The organism is Pseudomonas sp. PKS (genome assembly GCF_051913525.1).
Taxonomy (GTDB): domain Bacteria; phylum Pseudomonadota; class Gammaproteobacteria; order Pseudomonadales; family Pseudomonadaceae; genus Aquipseudomonas; species Aquipseudomonas guariconensis_D.
The window spans coordinates 98142-117026 of sequence record NZ_JBEGDO010000002.1; the positions used below are offsets into that span (position 1 = coordinate 98142).

Here is an 18885-nt window from a genome sequence, read left to right on the forward strand (position 1 = left end):
GCATGCGTTGATCGACTGTCGCGAACACCCTGGTCACCAGGTACTACGGTGTCAAAAAGGCCAGCGAGACGTCGCTCTCGCGCCCCGCTGGCAGAGGGAAATTCAGTACGTGATCAGATGCTGATGCACAGGTACTTGATCTCGAGGTAGTCCTCGATGCCGTACTTGGAACCTTCGCGGCCCAGGCCCGAGGCCTTGATGCCACCGAACGGTGCCACTTCGTTGGAAATCAGGCCGGTGTTGATACCCACCATGCCGTACTCCAGGGCCTCGGCAACACGGAACACACGGCTCATGTCGCGGGCATAGAAGTACGAAGCCAGGCCGAACTCGGTGTCGTTGGACATGGCGATGACTTCGGCTTCGTCTTTGAAGCGGAACAGCGGAGCCAGCGGGCCGAAGGTTTCTTCCTTGGCCACGGCAGCACTCTTCGGTACGTCGACCAGGATGGTCGGCTCGAAGAAGTTGCCTTCGATCAGCTTGCCGCCGGACAGCACCTTGGCGCCCTTGGAGACTGCGTCTTCGATGTGCTCCTGGACCTTGGCGACAGCCTTGCCATCGATCAGCGGGCCAGTGGTGGTGCCTTCTTCCAGGCCGTTACCGATCTTCAGCTTGGCGACAGCGGCCTTGAGCTTCTCGGCGAACGCGTCGTAGACGCCGTCCTGAACGTAGATACGGTTGGCGCAGACGCAGGTCTGGCCGTTGTTACGGTACTTGGAGATGATCGCGCCCTCGACCGCCTTGTCCAGGTCGGCGTCGTCGAACACGATGAACGGCGCGTTGCCGCCCAGCTCCAGGGAGACCTTCTTGATGTCCTTAGCGCATTCTTCCATCAGCTGGCGACCGATCTCGGTGGAGCCGGTGAAGGACAGCTTGCGAACCAGGGAGTTGCCGGTCAGCTCGCCGCCGACTTCGCCAGCGCTACCGGTGACCACGCTCAGCACGCCAGCCGGGATGCCGGCACGGTTGGCCAGCTCGATCAGGGCCAGGGCGGAGTACGGGGTCTGGGAAGCAGGCTTGAGGACCATGGTGCAGCCAGCGGCCAGGGCCGGGCCGGCTTTACGGGTGATCATCGCGGCCGGGAAGTTCCACGGGGTGATGGCGGCGGTGACACCGATCGGCTGCTTGATGACGATCAGGCGCTTGTCCGGCTGGTGGCCAGGAATCACGTCACCGTAGACGCGCTTGCCTTCTTCGGCGAACCACTCGATGAACGAGGCAGCGTAGGCGATCTCGCCCTTGGCTTCGGCCAGTGGCTTGCCCTGCTCGGTGGTCATCAGGCGAGCCAGGTCGTCCTGGTTCTCGATCATCAGCTCGAACCAGCGACGCAGCTTGCCAGCACGCTCTTTGGCGGTCAGTGCGCGCCAGGCCGGCAGGGCCTTGTCGGCAGCTTCGATGGCGCGGCGGGTTTCGGCGGCGCCCATCTTCGGCACGGTACCGATGACTTCACCGGTAGCCGGGTTGGTCACCTTGATGGTCTGACCGTTGTCCGCGTCCAGCCACTCACCGTTGATGAAGGCTTGCTGGCGGAACAACTGAGCGTCTTTGAGCTGCATGTCGGATTCCCTTGAGAGCACCGTGCACGGACGGCGCTAATTATTGATTGTTGAAAGGCGCCCGAGGGCGCCATCAGGAATTCTTGCACCAGGGGTGTTCAACGCCTGGGCATCGAGCGTTTGAAATCTCAAACGGAATGCTAAGCGGGTGCTGGGGTGTTGGACAATAGGCTGTTCGAAAAAAAGAACGAACGGTTGAACACCGAGCCGGATTTCCGGATCGGTGGTGGGCTCTGGAGCCCTTCGCGGCTAGCACATCGCAGGCTTCGCGCCACTGGCTCATTCAGGTTAGCCCATAGGTAAGCTGGCGAATGGATGGGAGGACCGACGGCCCTTCCCGGCTGGACTCACAACGCGTTGTGAAGAACCACCAGCGAAAGCCAACGCTGCCTGGCTGGCGGCTTTCTCCTTTGAAGGCGAAAGGTCTCGATCATCCCAATGCGCGCAGGTAGGCCCAAGGGAAGATGCCGCGCTCATGCCCATCGCTGAACACCAACTGCACCCCATACCCCTGCACCTCGACCCGCTCCACACGCACATCCTCACGTACCACGGCGATGCCGCCGCGCAACTTCGCCGCGCGGCATTGCGAGCAAGGGCAGGCGCCGCGCAGGCGGGCATGGCTGACGACCTGCAACGCATCAGGCCAGTGCACGGCCAATTCGCCTCGCCCGCGCAGGTTGCGCAGTGCCTGGGGCGCGTTCATCACGCCGCCCCTTGCAGTTGCGCCAGGGCAATGCGCACGGCCTTGCGCACCTCGGGGTCGCCATCGGCCTCGGCGGCCTGCAGCGCTGGCAACGCCCGGGCCTGGCCCAGCTCACCCAAGGCCAGCGCGGCCTCCTTGCGCAGGTTGGCGATGGCATGCCCGAGCAGTCGGGCCAGGGCATCCAACGCCTCGCCATGACGCAGGCGGCCCAACGCCCGTGCCGCACGCAGGCGCACCTGCCAATAGCTGTCGTCCAGGGCCGCGATCAATGCAGGCCCGGCATCGCCCAATCCGACCTTGCCCAGCGTGGTGGCGGCTTCCTCGCGCACTTGCCAGGCCTCGTCACCCAGGGCGGCGACCAATGCCGGCAGCACGCGGGTATCGCGGGCCAGGCCCAGAGCGCCGATGACAGCGCGGCGCACCTCGGTGTCTGTCTCCTCCCCGGCCAGCCGCGCCAGCGCCGGCAAGGCGGGCGCATGCTTGAGCCAGCCGAGGATACCCACGGCCTCCCGACGCACCGAAGCGTCGGCGTCATCGAGGGCCAGCAGCGCAGGGCCGGCAGCGTCCTCCAGGCGCAGTTCGCGCAATGCCCGCAAGGCACTGGCGCGAACGAACGCGTCGGCATGACTGGCCCACGGCAGGATGAGCGCGCCCGCCTCCAGGGACTTGAGTTCGCTCAGGCTCTGGGCCGCCGCCAGGCGCACCGGCTCGGCGGCATCGGCCAAGGCGGCGCACAACGCCTGCACCACTTCGGGCGCTTCCCAGGCCTCCAGCAGGCGCGCGGCTTCGGCGCGAACCTCGGCATGCGGATCGACCAGCAGGGCATCGGTCAGCCAGGGTAGGCCATCCGGATCTTCCAGGTCGGCCAGTTCGATCAGGGCGATCCGCCGCACGCCAGCATCGGCATCGGCCAGGCGTGGCAGCAGCGGGAGGATGTCAGGGTTATCAGTGATTCGTTCGGTCATAGGGCTATCCGCAACGGTGGATGATCGGTGCCGGGCAGGCCCAGCGGGGTCAGGCGCGGCAGTTCGCGGCCTTCTTCGTGACGCAGCAGCGCCAGGCAATGGCGCTTGAGGTGGGTGAATTCGGGGCTGGTCAAAAGGCTTGCGCGACGTGGCCGCGGGAAGCTCAGTGGCAAGTCCTCGATGAAGCGTCCGGGACGCGGGCTCATCACCAGGATGCGATCGGCGAGGAACAGTGCCTCGTCGATGTCATGGGTGACGAACACCACGGTGGTGCGAATGCCGCTCCAGACCTCCAGCAACAGCTCTTGCATGCGCGAGCGGGTCTGGGCATCGAGCGCGCCGAAGGGCTCGTCCATCAACAGCAGATGTGGGCGGTTGATCAGCACGCGGGCGATCTCGGCGCGTTGCTGCATGCCACCGGAAAGCTGGCTCGGCCAGCGCTCGGCGAAGTCGGCGAGCCCCACCCGTTGCAACATGTCCTGGGCGCGACGCTGGCGCTCGACCTTGCCCATGCCCTGCATCTTCAGGCCAAAGGCGACGTTGTCGAGCACGCTGCGCCAGGGCAGCAAGGTGTGGTGCTGGAACACCATGCCGCGCTGGGGCGAAGGGCCTTCGACTGCCTGGCCATCGACCTCCAGCCGCCCGGCGCTGGGCGCCAGGTGGCCGGCCAAGGCGCCGAGCAGGGTTGATTTGCCACAGCCCGAAGGCCCGAGGATGCACACGAACTCGCCTGGAGCGACGGCAAAGTCCAGGGTTTGCACCGCCTCGAAGGCCTCGCGCCCCTGGCCCAGGCGGATCGACACGCCACGCGCCTCGATGTGTCCGGCCTGCGGCGCCTGTCGATAGCTGTTCATCAGGCTGTCCTCCGCGCGCGGTACCAAGGGGTGGCCAGTGCGCCCAGGCGCTTGACCAGGGTGCTGCTGCCCATGCCCAGCACGCCGATCAGCAGCATGCCGACGACGATGTCCGGGTAGTTCTGCAGGGTGTAGGACTCCCAGGTGTAATAGCCGATGCCGAATTGTCCGGAGATCATCTCCGCGGTGACCAGGCAGAACCACGACGTGCCCATGCCAATGGCCAGCCCGGTGACGATGCTCGGCAGCGCGCCCGGCAACACCACCTCACGCAGGATCGCGCCGCGTCCTGCACCCAGGCTGCGCGCCGAGGCCACCAGACGCGGGTCGACCGCCTCTGCGCCGTGCACGGTATTGAGCAGGATGGGAAACAGCGCGCCGGTGAAGGTGATGAACACCATCGACAGCTCAGACGACGGAAACATCAGGATCGCCAGCGGAATCCAGGCCACCGCCGGGATCGGCCGCAGCACTTCCAGCGGCGGCAGCAGGGTGTCCTCGGCCCACTTCGAGCGACCGATCAACAGCCCTAGCGCCACACCCAACACTGCGGCGGCCAGATAACCGGCGAACACCCGCACCAGGCTGCTGGACACGTGCGCCAGCAAGACGTTGGACGCCAACAGCTGCCAGGCGGCCTCGAGCACGGCGCTCGGCGTGGGCACATAGGTGAACGTGAACAGGCCAAGGTCCAGCTTCTGGCTGGCCGCCACCTGCCAGAAGAGCAGGCAGGCCAGCAAGGAAGCCAGGCGCAGCGGCCAGCGCGTGAGGTCGCGGGTCATGACGTCGCCTCCGGATCAGCGCTGGGCGAGCAGCTTGCGGTTGGCACTGACGAAGTCCAGTGCCTCGCCGCCGTGGGCCTTGGCGTACTGTTCAGCCTGATCCTTGAGCAGGAAGGCCGCCAGCTCGCCCTTGGCGTTGCGCACGAACCAGGCCTGGTTGGCCAGCAGCTTGATGCCGCTGTCAGCGGCCTGGGCGTAGATCGCGCGGATGTCCTTGCCCTCCTGTTCCAGTTGCGCCAGGGCGCCGAGGGCCGCCTCTGGCGAGGCGTAGTGGCGGACCTTGTCTTCGCCGCGCACCCAGATCTGCGCCAGGCGGCTGAAGTCGCTGATCGGCTGGCCGGTCAGCGCATCGGTGGCGCTGAGCGGCAGCGGAGCGTAGTTCTTCAGCGCCTTGTCGTAGTCCAGGCCGGACTGCTTGAAGGCGGCGCGGATGTACTGATCGTCGATGAACTGGGCGGTGTCCAGGCCTCGGTCGGTCTTCTTCAGCAGCTTGAGGGTATCGATGGACGTGGCCACGGCCTGGCGGTACTCAGGCTTCCAGGTCAAGTCGCGGGTCTGCAGGCCCAGCGGGCCGTGGAACAGGTAGTTCACCTCGGATTCGATGCCGGTGACCTTCTCGATCAGCTCGCTGTACTTCTCGGGCTCGGCGGCGATCAGGCGGTCGGCTTCGAGGCTGGCGCGCAGGTAGGCGGTGACCACTTCTGGGTACTGCTTGGCATAGCCGGCATCGACCAGGGCGCCATGGAAGGTCGGTGCGTTGGCCTGGGCGCCGTCGTAGATCTTGCGGGCGAAGCCACGGTTGGGGAACAGCTCGGCGAAGGGCACGAAGTCGGCGTGAGCCTCGATGCGGTTGCTGCGCAACGCGGAGCCTGCGATCTCCGGGGCCTGGGCGATGATGCGCACGTCTTTTTGCGGGTCCCAGCCCTGGGCGGCGACGGCGCGCAGCAGCATGCCATGGGCGGTGGAGGCGAACGGCACCGAGATGGTCTTGCCCTTGAGTTCGGAGAGCGCCTGCACAGTAGACGCCGCTGGCACCACGATGCCGTTGCCGCTGCCCTGTACGCTGCCGGACAGCACACTGATGAACAGGCTGCGCTTGCCAGCATCCAGATGCGCGACACCATTGAACGAGCCGGGGAAGTCCGCCATGGCGCCGAAGTCCAGCTTGCCCGCGACCATTTCGTTGGTCAGCGGCGCGCCACTGGTGAAGTTCTTCCACTCGACCTGGTAGGTCGCGTCCTTGTACTTGCCGTCATGGGGCAGGTACTTCTCCAGCAAGCCCAGCTCACGGATCAGCAGGCCACCGGTGGCGCAGTTGATGGTGGTGTCCTGGGTGCCGATGGCGACCCGGATGGTTTCGGCGTTGGCATTCAGGCCGATGGTTGCCAGCGCGAGGCCGGCCACGGTTGCTGCAAGGCGCATGATGTTTCCCCTCGAATCGTTTTTAGATGTTGGCGTCGTCTCCGCCACCTGGCGCGGTGGTGGGAAACGAGGGGGCATTTCGAATGGGCGTCCGGCGGTGGGCCGGATGGCGTGTGGCGTGGCTCAGCGCAGCAGGTAAGGGATGTCCACCTTCACCGCGCCGGTCGGGCAGTCTTTCTCGCACGGCATGCAGTACCAGCATTCGTCAAAGGCCATGTAGGCCTTCTGGGTGACCGGGTTGATGGCCAGCAGGTCCATGGGGCAGACCTCGACGCAGACGGTGCAGCCTTTCTCGGCGATGCATTTGTCTTCATCGATGGTGACCGGAGCGTTGCTGCGAAAGAAAATCTCTTGGGGTTGGTAGGCCATTTCGCGGAGTCCTTGGGGTTCGTTGAGCCTCTGCACCGACCTGCGGGAGCAACTGTCTTGCTCTGCGGTGCCATTTCGCGGGTAAACCCGCTCCCACAGCGTTCGCCGGTGTCTAGGCAGCGTCGGCTTTTACCCGCAGCCGGTCATAAGCAGTCTGCTCCTGGGCATCCAGGGCAATCAGGTAGGGCTCGATGGGTTTCTTGAAGCTGGTCATCTGGCCGTCCTCGCCTTTTTTCAGGTGGCAATGGCAGAACCACTCGCCATCGTTGCGCTCCGGGAAATCCACCCGATGGTGATACAGCCCCCAACGGCTCTCCTCGCGGAACAGCGAGGCCCGTGCGGCCATCTCGGCGCAGTCGCGGATCACGCTCACTTCCATGGCACGCATCAGCTCATGGGGGTTGCTGGCCTTCATCTGCGACAGGTCACGCTCGATCTCGGCAAAGCGGGCCAGGCCGATCTCCATCTTCTTGGTCACCTTCGGCGGTTGCAGATAATCGTTGACCATGCGCCGCAGCTTGTACTCGACCTGGGCCGGTGGCAGGCCGTGCTCGCGGTGCAAAGGTGCGAACACCCGTTCGCGCTCGCGCTCGACCTGGGCAGGGTCCACCTCGGCGAACGGACGCTCTGCCACGTAGCGGGCGGCGTTGATCCCGGCGAACCAGCCATAGGTGAAGGCGCCGAGCATGTAGTTGTGCGGCACTGCGGCCATGTCACCGGCGGCATACAGGCCGCGTACGCTGGTTTCGGCCTTTTCGTTGACCCACACACCAGAGGCTGAATGCCCGGAGCAGAAGCCGATCTCGGAGATGTGCATCTCGACCATGTGCTGGCGGTAGTCGGTGCCACGGTTGGCGTGGAACTGCCCACGGCTGGGGCGCTCGTTGCTGTGCAGGATCTCTTCGATGTTCTGGATGGTTTCCTCGGCCAGGTGATCGAGCTTGAGGAACACCGGGCCGTTGCCACCTTCGAGCTCCTGGTGGAACTCCCACATCATCTGACCGCTCCAGTAGTCGCACTCGATGAAGCGCTCACCCTTGCTGTTGGCGGTGTAGCCGCCTAAGGGACCGGTGACATAGGCGCAGGCCGGGCCGTTGTAGTCCTTGATCAGCGGGTTGATCTGGAAGCACTCAAGGTTCGCCAGCTCCGCCCCGGCGTGGTAGGCCATGGCGTAGCCGTCGCCGGCATTGGTCGGGTTTTCATAGGTGCCCATCAGGTAGCCTGACGAAGGCAGGCCCAGACGCCCGGCGGCACCACAGGCGAGAATCACCGCCTTGGCGCGGATCACCTGGAACTCACCGCTGCGGCAGTCGAAGCCCATGACCCCGGCAGCGGCACCTTCGCCATCGAGCAGCACGCGGGTGCAGACCATGCGGTTGGTGATTTCGACCCGCGCGCGCTTGAGCTGGCGATAGAGCACCTTCTTGATGTCGTGGCCCTCGGGCATGGGCAGCACGTAAGCCCCCATGTGGTGGACCTTCTTCACTGCGTAGTCGCCGGTCTCGTCCTTCTCGAACTTCACGCCCCAGCGGTCCAGTTGCTCGAGGGTTTCGAAGCTGTGGGTGGCGTAGGCATACACAGCGGCCTGATTGACGATGCCGTCGTTGGCCACGGTGATTTCCTTGGTGTACTGCTCGGGCGTGGCGTGGCCTGGAATGATCGCGTTGTTCAGGCCGTCCATGCCCATGCTGATGGCACCACTGCGCTTGACGTTGGCCTTGTCCAGCAGCAACACGCGCAAGGACTTGTCCTGCTCCTTGGCCTTGATCGCGGCCATGGGCCCTGCGGTGCCGCCGCCGATGACGATGATGTCGTAGTCGCGGGTCTCGATGCTCATGCCTTGGCTCCCTTCTGGCGGTCGATGCGCAGGCGGTACTGGAACGCATCGCCGCGGTAGTAGAGGTGTTCGAAGTCCAGCGGCGTGCCGTCGGCGGCGTGGGTCAGACGCTCGATGCGCATGATCGGCGAGCCCTCCTCCACCTCCAGCGCCTGGGTCAGGTCGGCATCGGCCAGCACCGCGTCGATGGCCAGGTCGGCGTGGCCCAGGGCGATGCCACAGTCGTTTTCCAGCAGCAAGAAGATGTCGCGGGTGACCAGGTCAGCCTTTTCGAGCTTTTCGCCAACGGCCTTCGGCAGCCAGGTCAGCTCCAGCGAAACCGGCTCGCGGTTAATCAGCCGCACCCGGCGAATCTCGGTGACCAGGCTGCCCTCCTCCACCTGCAGACGCTCGGCCACCAGCGCAGTGGCCGGCACATGACGGAAGCTGCGCAGGCGGTTGATCACCTCGTAGCCCATCTGGCTCATGGATTCGCCCAGGCCTTGCAGGGTGGTGACGTTCTGAAACGCCTTGGGTTTGGCGACGAAGGTGCCTTTGCCATGGATCTTGAAGATCAGCCCTTCCTTCTGCAGATCGCCCAAGGCCTGGCGCACAGTGATGCGGCTGACGTCGAAGGCCTTGCCCAGCTCGGCTTCGGAGGGCATGCGGCTGTGGGGCGGATAGGTACCGTCGAGGATACGCTCACGCAGCAGCTCCTTGAGCTGGCTGTATAGCGGCACCGGGGACAGGGGGAGCAGTTCGGCCATGATTCTCTTCACTCTGACGTGACTTGTTATAACAAGTTGTGACCAGAGAATAGCGCATAAGCAGAACGTGAGAAATATCGTTTTCGAATATGGATATTTTCCCCGCTCATGCCTTTGTGGCAAAAACGGCTACAGATCAAGGCGATGGACGCCACCCTACGAGATGGGTATCATTGCGCCCCGTTGCACTCGTAGCTCAGCTGGATAGAGTACTGCCCTCCGAAGGCAGGGGTCGTGGGTTCGAATCCCGCCGAGTGCGCCATACCTGAAGCCCTGGGAGATCTCCCGGGGCTTTTTCATTTGGGCTGGAATTTCGGCGAGTTTGCTTCACCGTTCCAGTTGCACACTAGTGCCACTGTGCCTCTCCCTACAACCTCTCCATTGGTGTTAGCGTGGGGTTATCCCGTTCCTACAGAGCGGGGACCTCTATCAACGATCCGCGAAGGACTGCGCTGACTCATGACTCTGAAAAAACTCACGACCGCCACCCTGCTGCTGGCCAGCCTCGGGCTGTTCGCCAACCACGCCCAGGCCAACCTCACGCCACAGCAATCGGCGGCGATCCTCAAGACCTACGACGGCAGCGATCCGACTGATTTCCGCCACTTTCTCGGCAAGCTGGCCGGCAGCAACCTGGCCAAGGCCGACGCGCTGAACGAAACGCTGACCACCTACCTGGCCGGCAAGCCGCTCAACGCTGATCAGCAAAACGAGATCAACCGACTGCTCGGCCTGTACACCCGGATCAAATACGGCAAGGCTGCCACCGAGACCCTGCGCGAACTGGTGGCGATTCCGACCTTCCAGGTCGAGGGCGTGCCACAGCACGAGAACCCGCAGTTCCTCAAGATCGCCGAAAAGATCAAGACCCTGGCCGAGGGCTTCGGTCTGAAGTTCCGCAACATCGACAACCGGGTCTATGAAATCTCCCTGGGCGACAACGACAAGGAAGTCGTCGGTATCCACGCCCACGCCGATGTGGTGCCGGTGAACCCGGATAACTGGAAACTCGAAGACGGCACGCACCTGGACCCGTTCAAGGTGACCCTGGTAGGGGACCGCATGTACGGGCGTGGCACCGAGGACGACAAGAACGGCATCGTCGTGGCGCTGTACGCGCTCAAGGTGGCCAAGGACGAAAAACTGCCGCTGGCCCGTCAGTTCAAGCTGCTGGTGGACACCACTGAAGAAACCACTGGTGACGCCATCCCCTACTACTTCGCCCGCAACCCGGTGCCCAACTACAACCTGGCGCTCGATGGCGGCTATCCAGTGGTGATCGCCGAAAAAGGCTACGGCACCGTTATGGCGAGCTTCCATCGGCGTCCGGCCACCGGCACGGGCGCGGAAGTCACCACACTCACCGGCGGCCTGGCCACCAACCAGATCCCCACCACGTCGGTAGCGACCCTGCTGGGCGACAACCCAACTGCACTGGCCGAGGCCCTGCAAAAGGCCGGCGCCGAGTACGCCAAGCGCAACGGTGGCGACTTCACCATCGATGCCAAGGTAGCGGGCAAGGAAGTGATCCTGACAGTGACCGGCGTCTCGGCGCACTCTTCGGAGCCTGAATCGGGGGTCAATCCGGTGGCGCGGATGCTGGTCTTCCTCAACGGCCTGGGCGACCAAGTACCGCTCAAGCAGAACCACATCACCGATGCAGCACGCTATGCGGCGGACAACTGGGGGCTGGACTACCTGGGCAAGCAACTGGGCGTGAATTTCGAAGACCCGTTCATGGGCCCGCTCACCGCCTCGCTGACCTACGTCGGGCTCGACCAGAAAGCCCTCAAGCTTGCGGTGAACCTGCGCATCCCCAAAGGCAAGCCGCTGGCCAACCTCAAGGACGAGCTGGCCGACAAGCTGGGCAACTGGGCGCGCGGCAGCCACACCTCGGTGGCCTTCGAGTACAGCCTCGACGAGCCGATGTACCGCAACCCCGAGGGTGAATGGGTCAAGGCCCTGCTCGATGTGGCCAGCCAGAACCTGGGCCTGCCTCACGAGTTCGGCACCTCTGCTGGCGCCACCTCGGTGCATGACCTGCCTAATGGCGTGCAGTTCGGCCTGGCGATGCCCAACGTGAAGTACACCGGGCACAACGACAACGAGTTCAAGACCGTGGAGCAGTTCATGCTGGATCTGCAGATCGTCAGTGAGATGATCGCGCGGATAGGACAGATGCCCAAGTTGTAAGCGGTTCGGGGCCGCGTCGCGGCCCCTTCGCCCAGCCATGGAAACGACCTGAACTGTAGCGCCCCTATCGACTATGGCGCTTAAATATCAAAAAGCCATCCACCTGAATTGACGACGAAATCATTTTGCCAGTAGTGTTGCCCGGATTTTCGGTATCAAGGCATGGATACCGCATGGATTCGGAACTAAAGACTAGGCAGGGTCGTCAGGGATGCGCGGAGTATTGCTACGCAGCGGTAAAAGTGAAGATTTCACCGCTTTGGGAGAAACGGGCCAACCGGTCTACCGTGCTGCGTTGCAGATCCGCGAGGCGATCCGCCGCAAGCACCCGGCCCATCCTGATCTGGTCGAGCACCTGGCCATCCCGCAAACCGATGAGCTGGGCAGCACCATCGACTGGTACAGCGATCGCCCCGGGGATGTCATCCCCTGGAGCAGCGCTACCGAGGAAGAACGCGCCCCAGCCCGCGCACAGTTGGAAATCCTCCAAGCCAGAATCAACGACCTGAGCAATGAACTGCTCGGCCTGGACGCCCATGGCCAACCATTGGCCGGCGCCAAAGCCGGTGCCCAGGGCGATCGCACAGTGTTCGGCAAACTGCTGACCTGCGTGGTGCCCTTCCCTGACGAGAACTTCGTCTACCTGGTCGATGGCCGCCCGGTCCTGACGTTCTGGGGCTTCATCCACGCTGGCGCCGAACGCAGTCGTCAGCCTTTGCATTGCCTCTACCCCCGCACACCCAAGACTGCCGAACCGGTGATGCCACCCCCGCCGATCGAGCCGCCACCGTTGGCCCCGGCTGCGCCCGTGCCGCCGCTGGCCGTGCAACCGTCAAGGCCCTCCTGGTGGCGGCGCTGGTGGTGGCTGCTGCCCCTGTTGCTGCTGTTGCTCCTGCTGCTGTTCGGCCTGCGCAGTTGTGGCATTCCGGCCCTGGGCATCCCTCCACTGAGCGTACCGGCGCTGGACGGCCAATTGCCAACCCTCAACCCTGGCCAGACCGTCGCCCCCGTACTCCCGGCCGGGACGCTGAGCGCCATGCCTACGACCGGAGCAGGCGTCGGCGCCGTACCGAGTGAGCCCGTCGCGCCCGCCGGCGTAGGTGCGATCCAAGCTCCCACGGCCATCCCAGCGCCCACCACGGCCGAAGCGCCTGCCGTCCCAAGTCCGACATCCACGCCCGAAGGCAGTCAGGCCGCGCCCGGCGAGTCGACCGCCACCGGCAACGCGGCGCCACCTGCACCGCCTGAACTGGCGCAAGAGCCCCAGGCCAGCGCCCAACCGAATCTGCTGAGCATTCCGCCAGGCGCTGGCAACGGCACCGCGGACTTCCTCAATGGCGACTGGTCCGGTGCCGGAATCCAGGAGGTGGGCACCGGCAAGCCACTGCGCCTGAAGTACGACTTCCAGAACGGTAAGGGCCAGGCTACGGTCAGCCGCTCCGACGGCGTGCGCTGCGATGCCCCTGTCGAAGCGGCCATGAACGGCGGCCTGCTGTCGATCAACAGTTCAGGCCAGGCCACCTGTGCCGATGGCAGCAGCTATGACCTTCCCCAGGTGAACTGCAAGCCAGGCGCCCAGGGCGTCGCTGACTGCAGCGGCAACTACGGCTCGCAAGCCTTCCCGATGCTGATGAAACAAGCCGGTCAATAACACGGAAAACGCAGAAGATGTTGCCCGAAATCACCCAGTTCGAAGAAACGGTCACGCTGGTCAGCGATACCGGCATTCAATTCATGGATTTCGCCCTGCGTCTCGGCCCGGATGGCGAGCAAGCCGGCAAGTTCGTGCAACTGAACAACGGCATGGTCCCCACCCGACTGCTGTGGTCCAAGGAGTACAAGGACTTCTACGAGCCCGAGCCGGACAAAGTGGTGCAGGTGGAGTTCGACACCACCGAGGACAACCACTTCCGCGTGCCCATGGAAGAAAGCCTGAAGCTGTTCAATGGCACCTGGCTGCCGATCCCGTTCCTGCGTTTCATGCCGCCCTATCGCTTCGACGAAGGCCCCAACAACTGGGCGCGCATGCGCCTGGTCAAGCTGGCCGAGCCTGACGTAGACGGCAATACCCACCGCCTGACCCTGGCCTTCGACAGCCGCATCATGCCGACTATCAATGGCGCGGCCTACCTGGCCCCCAACGAAGAGGACGTGCGTGCCGGCGTCGCCTTCAAGCTCGGTTGCAGTGCCCGTGAATATGGCTGGTTCCTGACCCACGGCTGGATCCGTGAATGGCTGGCCGAGCTCTATGGCGAGGCCCGTGCCGACTGGACCCGAGAGCGCCTGGACCGCGACCTGCAGGGCAACCGCCACCTGGCTCACTACCTGAACGTGCTAAGCCTGCTGCGCCGGCCCACACCCGCCGAGCAGAGCACCGAAAAGCCCAAGGTCGAGATCCCGGAAATCAAGGTGATCGCCAACGAAACCCAAGGCGTGGTCAAACCAATCCCGGTGGACCTGGTGCTGGATGTGGGCAACTCGCGCACCTGCGGCATCCTCATCGAAGACCACGGCCAGTCCGGCTCGGGCATGAAACACAACTATGTGCTCGAACTGCGCGACCTGAGCGAACCGGAAAAGGTCTACAACCAGGCCTTCGAGAGCCGTGTCGAATTCGCCCAGGCCTATTTCGGCAAGGACCACTACTCGGTCAAGAGCGGCCGCCACAACGCCTTCCAGTGGGCCACCATCGCCCGGGTCGGCGGTGAAGCCGGGCGCCTGGCCAGCCGCCGTCGCGGCACCGAGGGCTCCACCGGTCTGTCCAGCCCCAAACGCTACCTGTGGGATGAGAAGGCCTACGGCCACGGCTGGCGCTTCAACACCTCCTACGTCAAGACCGACAAGGAGCCGCTGGCCACCGCCGCGCCCTTTGCTCACCTGATCAACGACCTGGGCCAGGCCCTGTACCTGCCGCCCAAGAACGACATGCCGGTTTTCACGCCGCGCTATTCGCGCAGCAACCTGATGACCTTCATGCTGGCCGAGGTGGTCACCCAGGCCCTATCGCAGATCAACAGCCCGGCCCAGCGCTCGCGCCAAGGCCACGCCCGCGTGCCGCGCCAGCTGAGCAGCATCACCCTCACCGTGCCGCCAGGCATGCCACAGGCCGAGCGCAGCATTCTCAGCAACCGCCTGTACGAAGCCGTGGGCCTGGTGTGGAAGAGCCTGGGCTGGCACGCCGGCGAGAGCAACCCGTTCAAGGACAAGAGCGTGGTGCCGCGCACACCGTTGCCGAGCATCCGCGTGGAGTGGGACGAAGCCAGTTGCGGCCAGCTCGTCTACCTCTACAACGAGGTCAACGAAAACTTCGCCGGACACCCCGAAGAGTTCTTCGCAGCCCTGGCCCGCCCGGACAAACAGGAAGCCGAGCAGATCACTCTGGCGACCATCGACATCGGCGGTGGCACCACAGACCTGGTGATCACCGACTATCGCCTGGACCGCGGCAACAATGGCGGCACTGGCAGCAACGTACACATCATTCCGAACCAGCGCTTTCGCGATGGCTTCAAGATCGCCGGTGACGACATCCTGCTGGACGTGATCCAGGAGTTCGTCCTGCCGTCGTTCCGCAGTGCCTTGCACAATGCTGGCGTACCAGCGCCCGATGAGCTCATGTCGCGCCTGTGCGGCAACGGTGACGCCACCGCCCAGGAGCGCATCCTGCGTCAGCAGTTGAACCTGCAGGTGTTCGTGCCCTTGGGCCTGGCCTTGCTCAAGGCCTATGAACATTACGACCCGGCGCAGCCCCAGGAGACGATCGAGCAGACCTGGCAACAGGTGCTGGGAAGCGACGCGGTCAACGACAGCGTGGTGGAGTTCGTCAATGCCGCAGTGCGTCGCGAAGTGGGCCGCGAGGGCACCCTGGACCTGCTCGGCACGCCGATCACGTTTGACCTTGAGCAGGTGCATACCGCCTTCCTGGGCGGACAGATCAACATCACCAAGATCCTCGCCGAATTGTGCGAAGTGATCTTCCACTACCCCTGCGACGTCCTGCTGCTGACCGGCCGCCCCTCGCGCCTGCCAGGCATCCAGGCGTTCATCCGCCAGCGCCTGCCGCTGCCTCCGGGGCGTATCCTGGCCCTGCAGAACTACCGCACCGGCGGCTGGTACCCGTTCCACCGCAACGGCCTGATCGACGACCCGAAGAGCACCGCCTCTGTGGGCGCGATGATCTGCCTGCTGTGCTCCAAGCACAGCGTGCCGAACTTCTACTTCCGCACCGCCGCGCTCAAGCCGTACTCGATCATCAAGCACTTCGGCCAGATCGATAATGCCGGCACCATCAAGCATGGCGATGTGCTCTATCGCGACCTCAAGTCCGACAAAGGCCGCATCGAGCTGCCCATCGTCGGCGAAGGCGAAACCCGTGGCACGCCCTGGCTGGAAATGCGCGGCGACATGCACCTGGGTTACCGGCAGTTGTCCGCCGAGCGCTGGTCGGCCTCGCCGCTCTACACCCTGCGCTTCACGCCCAGGGGCAGCGCCGCGTTCTCCCGTGCCATCGGCAAGAACGGCGAAGCGCCGGTACTGCGCATCCGCTTGGAGGTCGAAGAACCTTCGGACCTGCTGCTCGAGCAAGGGCTGGTCAGCGACAAACTGGTCATCTGCGACCTGCAATCGAACATCCAGGATGCCGATTTCGATTACGACCGGGATCTGGAACTGTCACTCAACACCATGCCGACCATGAGCCTGAGTGACAGCGACTATTGGCTCGACAGCGGGAATGTCAAAGGAAAATGAGCGACCTTACCCCTAAGCAACAGCAACTGATGGGTGCCTGGGGCGCCATTCACAAAGGCGCCGGCCAAGCCTTGGACTGGATCGAGCAGGTGCGCGGCAATGCCGCCAGCGTCGAGGCTGAGGCCGATGGCCTGAGCCTGCGCCTGCGCCAGGCGCGCAACCGGGCCCGTGACTTGCAGCGCGCGGCCTCCACGCCCATGGTGATCGGCTTCTTCGGGCTGTCCCAGGCGGGCAAGTCGTACCTGATCTCGGCCCTGGCCGCGGACCGTTCCGGGCGCCTTGAAACCGACTTCGGCGGCAAGACCCTCGACTTCATCGAGCACGTCAACCCGACAGGGCTCGGCAAGGAGGCTACAGGTCTGGTCACCCGCTTCAGCCGTCGGGCCACGCCGAGCCCTGACGCCGACTACCCTGTCGAGCTGAAGCTGTTCAGCGAAATCGAAGTCGCCAAGATCCTCTCCAACGCCTGGTTCGAAGATTTCGACCAGGAGAAGCTCGACTACAGCTTCACCGACGAAAGCATCCAGGCGCTGCTCAAGGGTTACGAAGGCCGCGAGCACGAGCAGTTGCAACCGGGCGTGACCGGGGACGACGTGGTTGCCTTGTGGGACTACCTCAAAGGCAACTACGAGAAGTCAGTGCGCAAGCTCAACGAGCTGTACTGGCCACGGGTGATCAAGCTGGCGCCACGCCTGAACTACCGCCAGCGGGCCAAGCTGTTCTCGGTGCTTTGGGGCGAGCAACAGGCCCTGACCGATGTCTACGAGCTGCTGGTCGGTGGCCTGCAAAAACTGGGCTTCGCCGATACCGTGCTGGCGCCGCTGAGCGTGCTGGTCAAGGAAGAAAACGGGACCTACACCCAGGCCAACAGCATCATGAACGTGGACATCCTCGGTCGCCTGGGCACCGGTCGTGACATGCAGGTGGACGTGCGTCCGCTGCAAGACGGCCAGCCTCAGGGCCGCGTCGGTCTGACAATCGCCCAGTTGGCCGCGCTGACCACCGAGATGACCTTCCGCCTGATCAACAGCCCCAAGGACCCGGTGGTGGATCAGGTCGATCTGCTCGACTTCCCCGGCTATCGCACCCGGCAAAAGTTGCTGCGCATCGAAGATGCCGCCAGCCCCGATGCCGTCGAAGAGGTCAACCCGGCCTCGAGCCTGATCCTGCGTGGCAAGGTGGCCTACCTGTTCGAGCGCTACACCGATGCCCAGCAGATGAACGCCCTGGTGCTGTGCACCAGCTCGTTCAAGCAGAGCGAGGTGGTCAGCGTCGGCCCTGTGCTGACCCGCTGGATCCACAAGACCCAGGGCGCTACCCCGAAAGAACGCGCCCAGCGAGCCCCCGGCCTGATCTGGGCCCTGACCATGCTCGATGGTTTCATCAGCAACACCCTCAGCCTGAGCGAAGGGCAACTGCCCGAAGGCTGCGAGAACATGATGAAGCTGACCATGATCGAACGCTTCGGCACCCAGGAATGGATGAAGGACTGGTCGGGCGTGCCATTCAACAACACCTACCTGGTGCGCAAGCCACGCCTGGACACCGCGTTCATCGAGCGTGACCACGCCAACGGCGATGAAACCCAGTTCAACGAGCGCCATGCGCCCCGTCTGCAACAACTGCAGCAGTGCTTTGCCGCCAGCCCCTCGGTCGAACGCCACGTCAAAGACCCCGCTACAGCCTGGGGTGCGATGCTCGCGCTCAACGACGGCGGCATCAGTCGCTTCAGCGGCAGTTTCCAAGCGGTCAGTGACATCGACTTCAAGCTCACGCGCATCCAGGAACAACTGGAGCAATGCCGTACCGACTTGCTGGAGCATGGTCTACACGCCTGGCGTGAAGAAGACTTCGAGCAACTGTTGGGCAAAAAGCGCGAAAAGACCCAGTACCTGCTCGACAACCTGGGGGCCGACCCGGACGCCATCAGCGAGCTCATCCATGCCTTGCAACTGCCTGTCGAACAGCTGCGAGAGCTGTACCTGAGCGGCGTGTACGAAATCGACGGCCTGGACGATGAGGCCGTCGCCGAGCCTGAGCAAGCCACCAAGGCGCCTGCCAACAAGGCGCCTGCAATCAGCTTCGGCAACTTGTTCGCCAGCACCGAGGCCGCCCCCGCCGCAGCCCCGGTCAAACCGCTGGCCAAGCGCCTGACGTCCGAACAGCGCTTTGCCCGCGCCGCGCTCAAGTCCTGGATCAAGCACATGCGCGACCTGAGCACGCAGCCTCTGCGCCTGGCGAGCCTGCGCATGACCCGCGAGCTGGTCGAAGCCCTGACCGAGGAACTGGTCAGCGCGGTACGCCGCCCGGCCTTCCTCGAGCAACTGGACGCCGCCGTCATGCAGCGCATCGTCAGCGGCGCCCGTCGCGACCAGATGGTCCAGCGTCAGGTCATGGCCGTGCAGCTGGTGATGCGCGACTTCCTCTGCTGGTTCGGCCTGCTGGGCAAGCCGCTCTCGGCACGCCCCAACAGTCTGCTGGGGGCCAAGGAGCCGGTGTTCAGCTTCTACCGGACCGTTGCCGAAGGCGAATTGCCCAACCTGCCTGAACAGCCCTCGCATCAGGAACAGCGCTTCCTGGTGGACTGGCTGTCGGGCCTGGCCTGGCTGACCCAGGAAAACGCCAAGAACGGCGCCGATCCGGAAATCACCACCGAGCAGCGACGCCAGCTGGCTGTGCTGCTGAACACCTTCGAAGCGAGTTGAG

At 64.2% G+C, this 18885-nt stretch carries 13 protein-coding genes and 1 tRNA gene; 5 read left to right on the forward strand and 9 right to left on the reverse strand.

What is annotated here, in order from left to right:
- Positions 1-113: 113 nt before the first annotated feature.
- From gabD to ABOA88_RS02780, 9 genes are all read right to left on the reverse strand, one after another.
- On the reverse strand, positions 114-1556 hold the full coding sequence (gene gabD, locus ABOA88_RS02740) for an NADP-dependent succinate-semialdehyde dehydrogenase (protein ID WP_070090834.1): 1443 nt from the start codon (positions 1554-1556) through the stop codon (positions 114-116).
- Positions 1557-1986: 430 nt separating this feature from the next.
- Positions 1987-2262 carry a DUF971 domain-containing protein gene (locus ABOA88_RS02745; RefSeq protein WP_196167963.1) on the reverse strand — a complete coding sequence of 92 codons (276 nt, stop codon included), beginning with the start codon at positions 2260-2262 and terminating at the stop codon, positions 1987-1989.
- Positions 2262-3227 carry a HEAT repeat domain-containing protein gene (locus ABOA88_RS02750; RefSeq protein ID WP_196167964.1) on the reverse strand — a complete coding sequence of 322 codons (966 nt, stop codon included), beginning with the start codon at positions 3225-3227 and terminating at the stop codon, positions 2262-2264. The genes ABOA88_RS02745 and ABOA88_RS02750 overlap by 1 nt, the downstream gene beginning before the upstream one ends.
- Positions 3224-4081 carry an ABC transporter ATP-binding protein gene (locus ABOA88_RS02755; protein WP_367850610.1) on the reverse strand — a complete coding sequence of 286 codons (858 nt, stop codon included), beginning with the start codon at positions 4079-4081 and terminating at the stop codon, positions 3224-3226. The genes ABOA88_RS02750 and ABOA88_RS02755 overlap by 4 nt, the downstream gene beginning before the upstream one ends.
- Entirely contained in the window at positions 4081-4863 is a 783-nt protein-coding gene (locus ABOA88_RS02760) for an ABC transporter permease (protein ID WP_367850609.1), read from the reverse strand. Before ABOA88_RS02760 ends, ABOA88_RS02755 begins: the two co-directional genes overlap by 1 nt.
- Positions 4864-4878: 15 nt before the next feature.
- The gene (locus tag ABOA88_RS02765; RefSeq protein WP_367850608.1) at positions 4879-6285 is read right to left on the reverse strand and encodes an ABC transporter substrate-binding protein; all 1407 of its coding nucleotides are present in this window, start codon (positions 6283-6285) and stop codon (positions 4879-4881) included.
- 123 nt (positions 6286-6408) lie between these two features.
- Entirely contained in the window at positions 6409-6654 is a 246-nt protein-coding gene (locus tag ABOA88_RS02770; RefSeq protein ID WP_196167968.1) for a 4Fe-4S dicluster domain-containing protein, read from the reverse strand.
- Positions 6655-6766: 112 nt separating this feature from the next.
- Complete coding sequence (locus ABOA88_RS02775) at positions 6767-8491, reverse strand: fumarate reductase/succinate dehydrogenase flavoprotein subunit (RefSeq protein WP_196167969.1); 1725 nt, start codon at positions 8489-8491, stop codon at positions 6767-6769.
- A complete protein-coding gene (locus ABOA88_RS02780) occupies positions 8488-9237 on the reverse strand; it encodes a GntR family transcriptional regulator (protein WP_070572053.1) in 750 nt (249 codons plus the stop codon). Before ABOA88_RS02780 ends, ABOA88_RS02775 begins: the two co-directional genes overlap by 4 nt.
- Positions 9238-9422: 185 nt before the next feature.
- On the opposite strand from ABOA88_RS02780, the gene ABOA88_RS02785 reads away from it, so the two are divergent.
- The 5 genes from ABOA88_RS02785 to ABOA88_RS02805 all read left to right on the forward strand — a co-directional run bounded on the left by ABOA88_RS02785 (position 9423) and on the right by ABOA88_RS02805 (position 18884).
- Positions 9423-9499 (forward strand) — tRNA-Arg (locus tag ABOA88_RS02785).
- Positions 9500-9696: 197 nt separating this feature from the next.
- Positions 9697-11430, forward strand: a complete 1734-nt coding sequence (locus ABOA88_RS02790; protein WP_367850607.1) for a dipeptidase — start codon at positions 9697-9699, stop codon at positions 11428-11430.
- A gap of 211 nt (positions 11431-11641) precedes the next feature.
- Positions 11642-13081, forward strand: a complete 1440-nt coding sequence (locus ABOA88_RS02795) for an SrfA family protein (protein WP_367850606.1) — start codon at positions 11642-11644, stop codon at positions 13079-13081.
- A gap of 17 nt (positions 13082-13098) precedes the next feature.
- On the forward strand, positions 13099-16179 hold the full coding sequence (locus ABOA88_RS02800) for a virulence factor SrfB (RefSeq protein WP_367850605.1): 3081 nt from the start codon (positions 13099-13101) through the stop codon (positions 16177-16179).
- Positions 16176-18884, forward strand: coding sequence for a putative virulence factor (locus ABOA88_RS02805; RefSeq protein ID WP_182816730.1), 2709 nt, complete (start codon positions 16176-16178; stop codon positions 18882-18884). Before ABOA88_RS02800 ends, ABOA88_RS02805 begins: the two co-directional genes overlap by 4 nt.
- Position 18885 lies beyond the last annotated feature (1 nt).

Coding starts and splice junctions, on each gene's coding strand:
- ABOA88_RS02805 (WP_182816730.1), top strand. CDS start 16,176: ATGAGCGACCTTACCCCTAAGCAACAGCAACTGATGGGTGCCTGGGGC.
- ABOA88_RS02755 (WP_367850610.1), bottom strand. CDS start 4,081: ATGAACAGCTATCGACAGGCGCCGCAGGCCGGACACATCGAGGCGCGT.
- ABOA88_RS02750 (WP_196167964.1), bottom strand. CDS start 3,227: ATGACCGAACGAATCACTGATAACCCTGACATCCTCCCGCTGCTGCCA.
- ABOA88_RS02775 (WP_196167969.1), bottom strand. CDS start 8,491: ATGAGCATCGAGACCCGCGACTACGACATCATCGTCATCGGCGGCGGC.
- ABOA88_RS02770 (WP_196167968.1), bottom strand. CDS start 6,654: ATGGCCTACCAACCCCAAGAGATTTTCTTTCGCAGCAACGCTCCGGTC.
- gabD (WP_070090834.1), bottom strand. CDS start 1,556: ATGCAGCTCAAAGACGCTCAGTTGTTCCGCCAGCAAGCCTTCATCAAC.
- ABOA88_RS02765 (WP_367850608.1), bottom strand. CDS start 6,285: ATGCGCCTTGCAGCAACCGTGGCCGGCCTCGCGCTGGCAACCATCGGC.
- ABOA88_RS02795 (WP_367850606.1), top strand. CDS start 11,642: ATGCGCGGAGTATTGCTACGCAGCGGTAAAAGTGAAGATTTCACCGCT.
- ABOA88_RS02800 (WP_367850605.1), top strand. CDS start 13,099: ATGTTGCCCGAAATCACCCAGTTCGAAGAAACGGTCACGCTGGTCAGC.
- ABOA88_RS02790 (WP_367850607.1), top strand. CDS start 9,697: ATGACTCTGAAAAAACTCACGACCGCCACCCTGCTGCTGGCCAGCCTC.
- ABOA88_RS02745 (WP_196167963.1), bottom strand. CDS start 2,262: ATGAACGCGCCCCAGGCACTGCGCAACCTGCGCGGGCGAGGCGAATTG.
- ABOA88_RS02780 (WP_070572053.1), bottom strand. CDS start 9,237: ATGGCCGAACTGCTCCCCCTGTCCCCGGTGCCGCTATACAGCCAGCTC.
- ABOA88_RS02760 (WP_367850609.1), bottom strand. CDS start 4,863: ATGACCCGCGACCTCACGCGCTGGCCGCTGCGCCTGGCTTCCTTGCTG.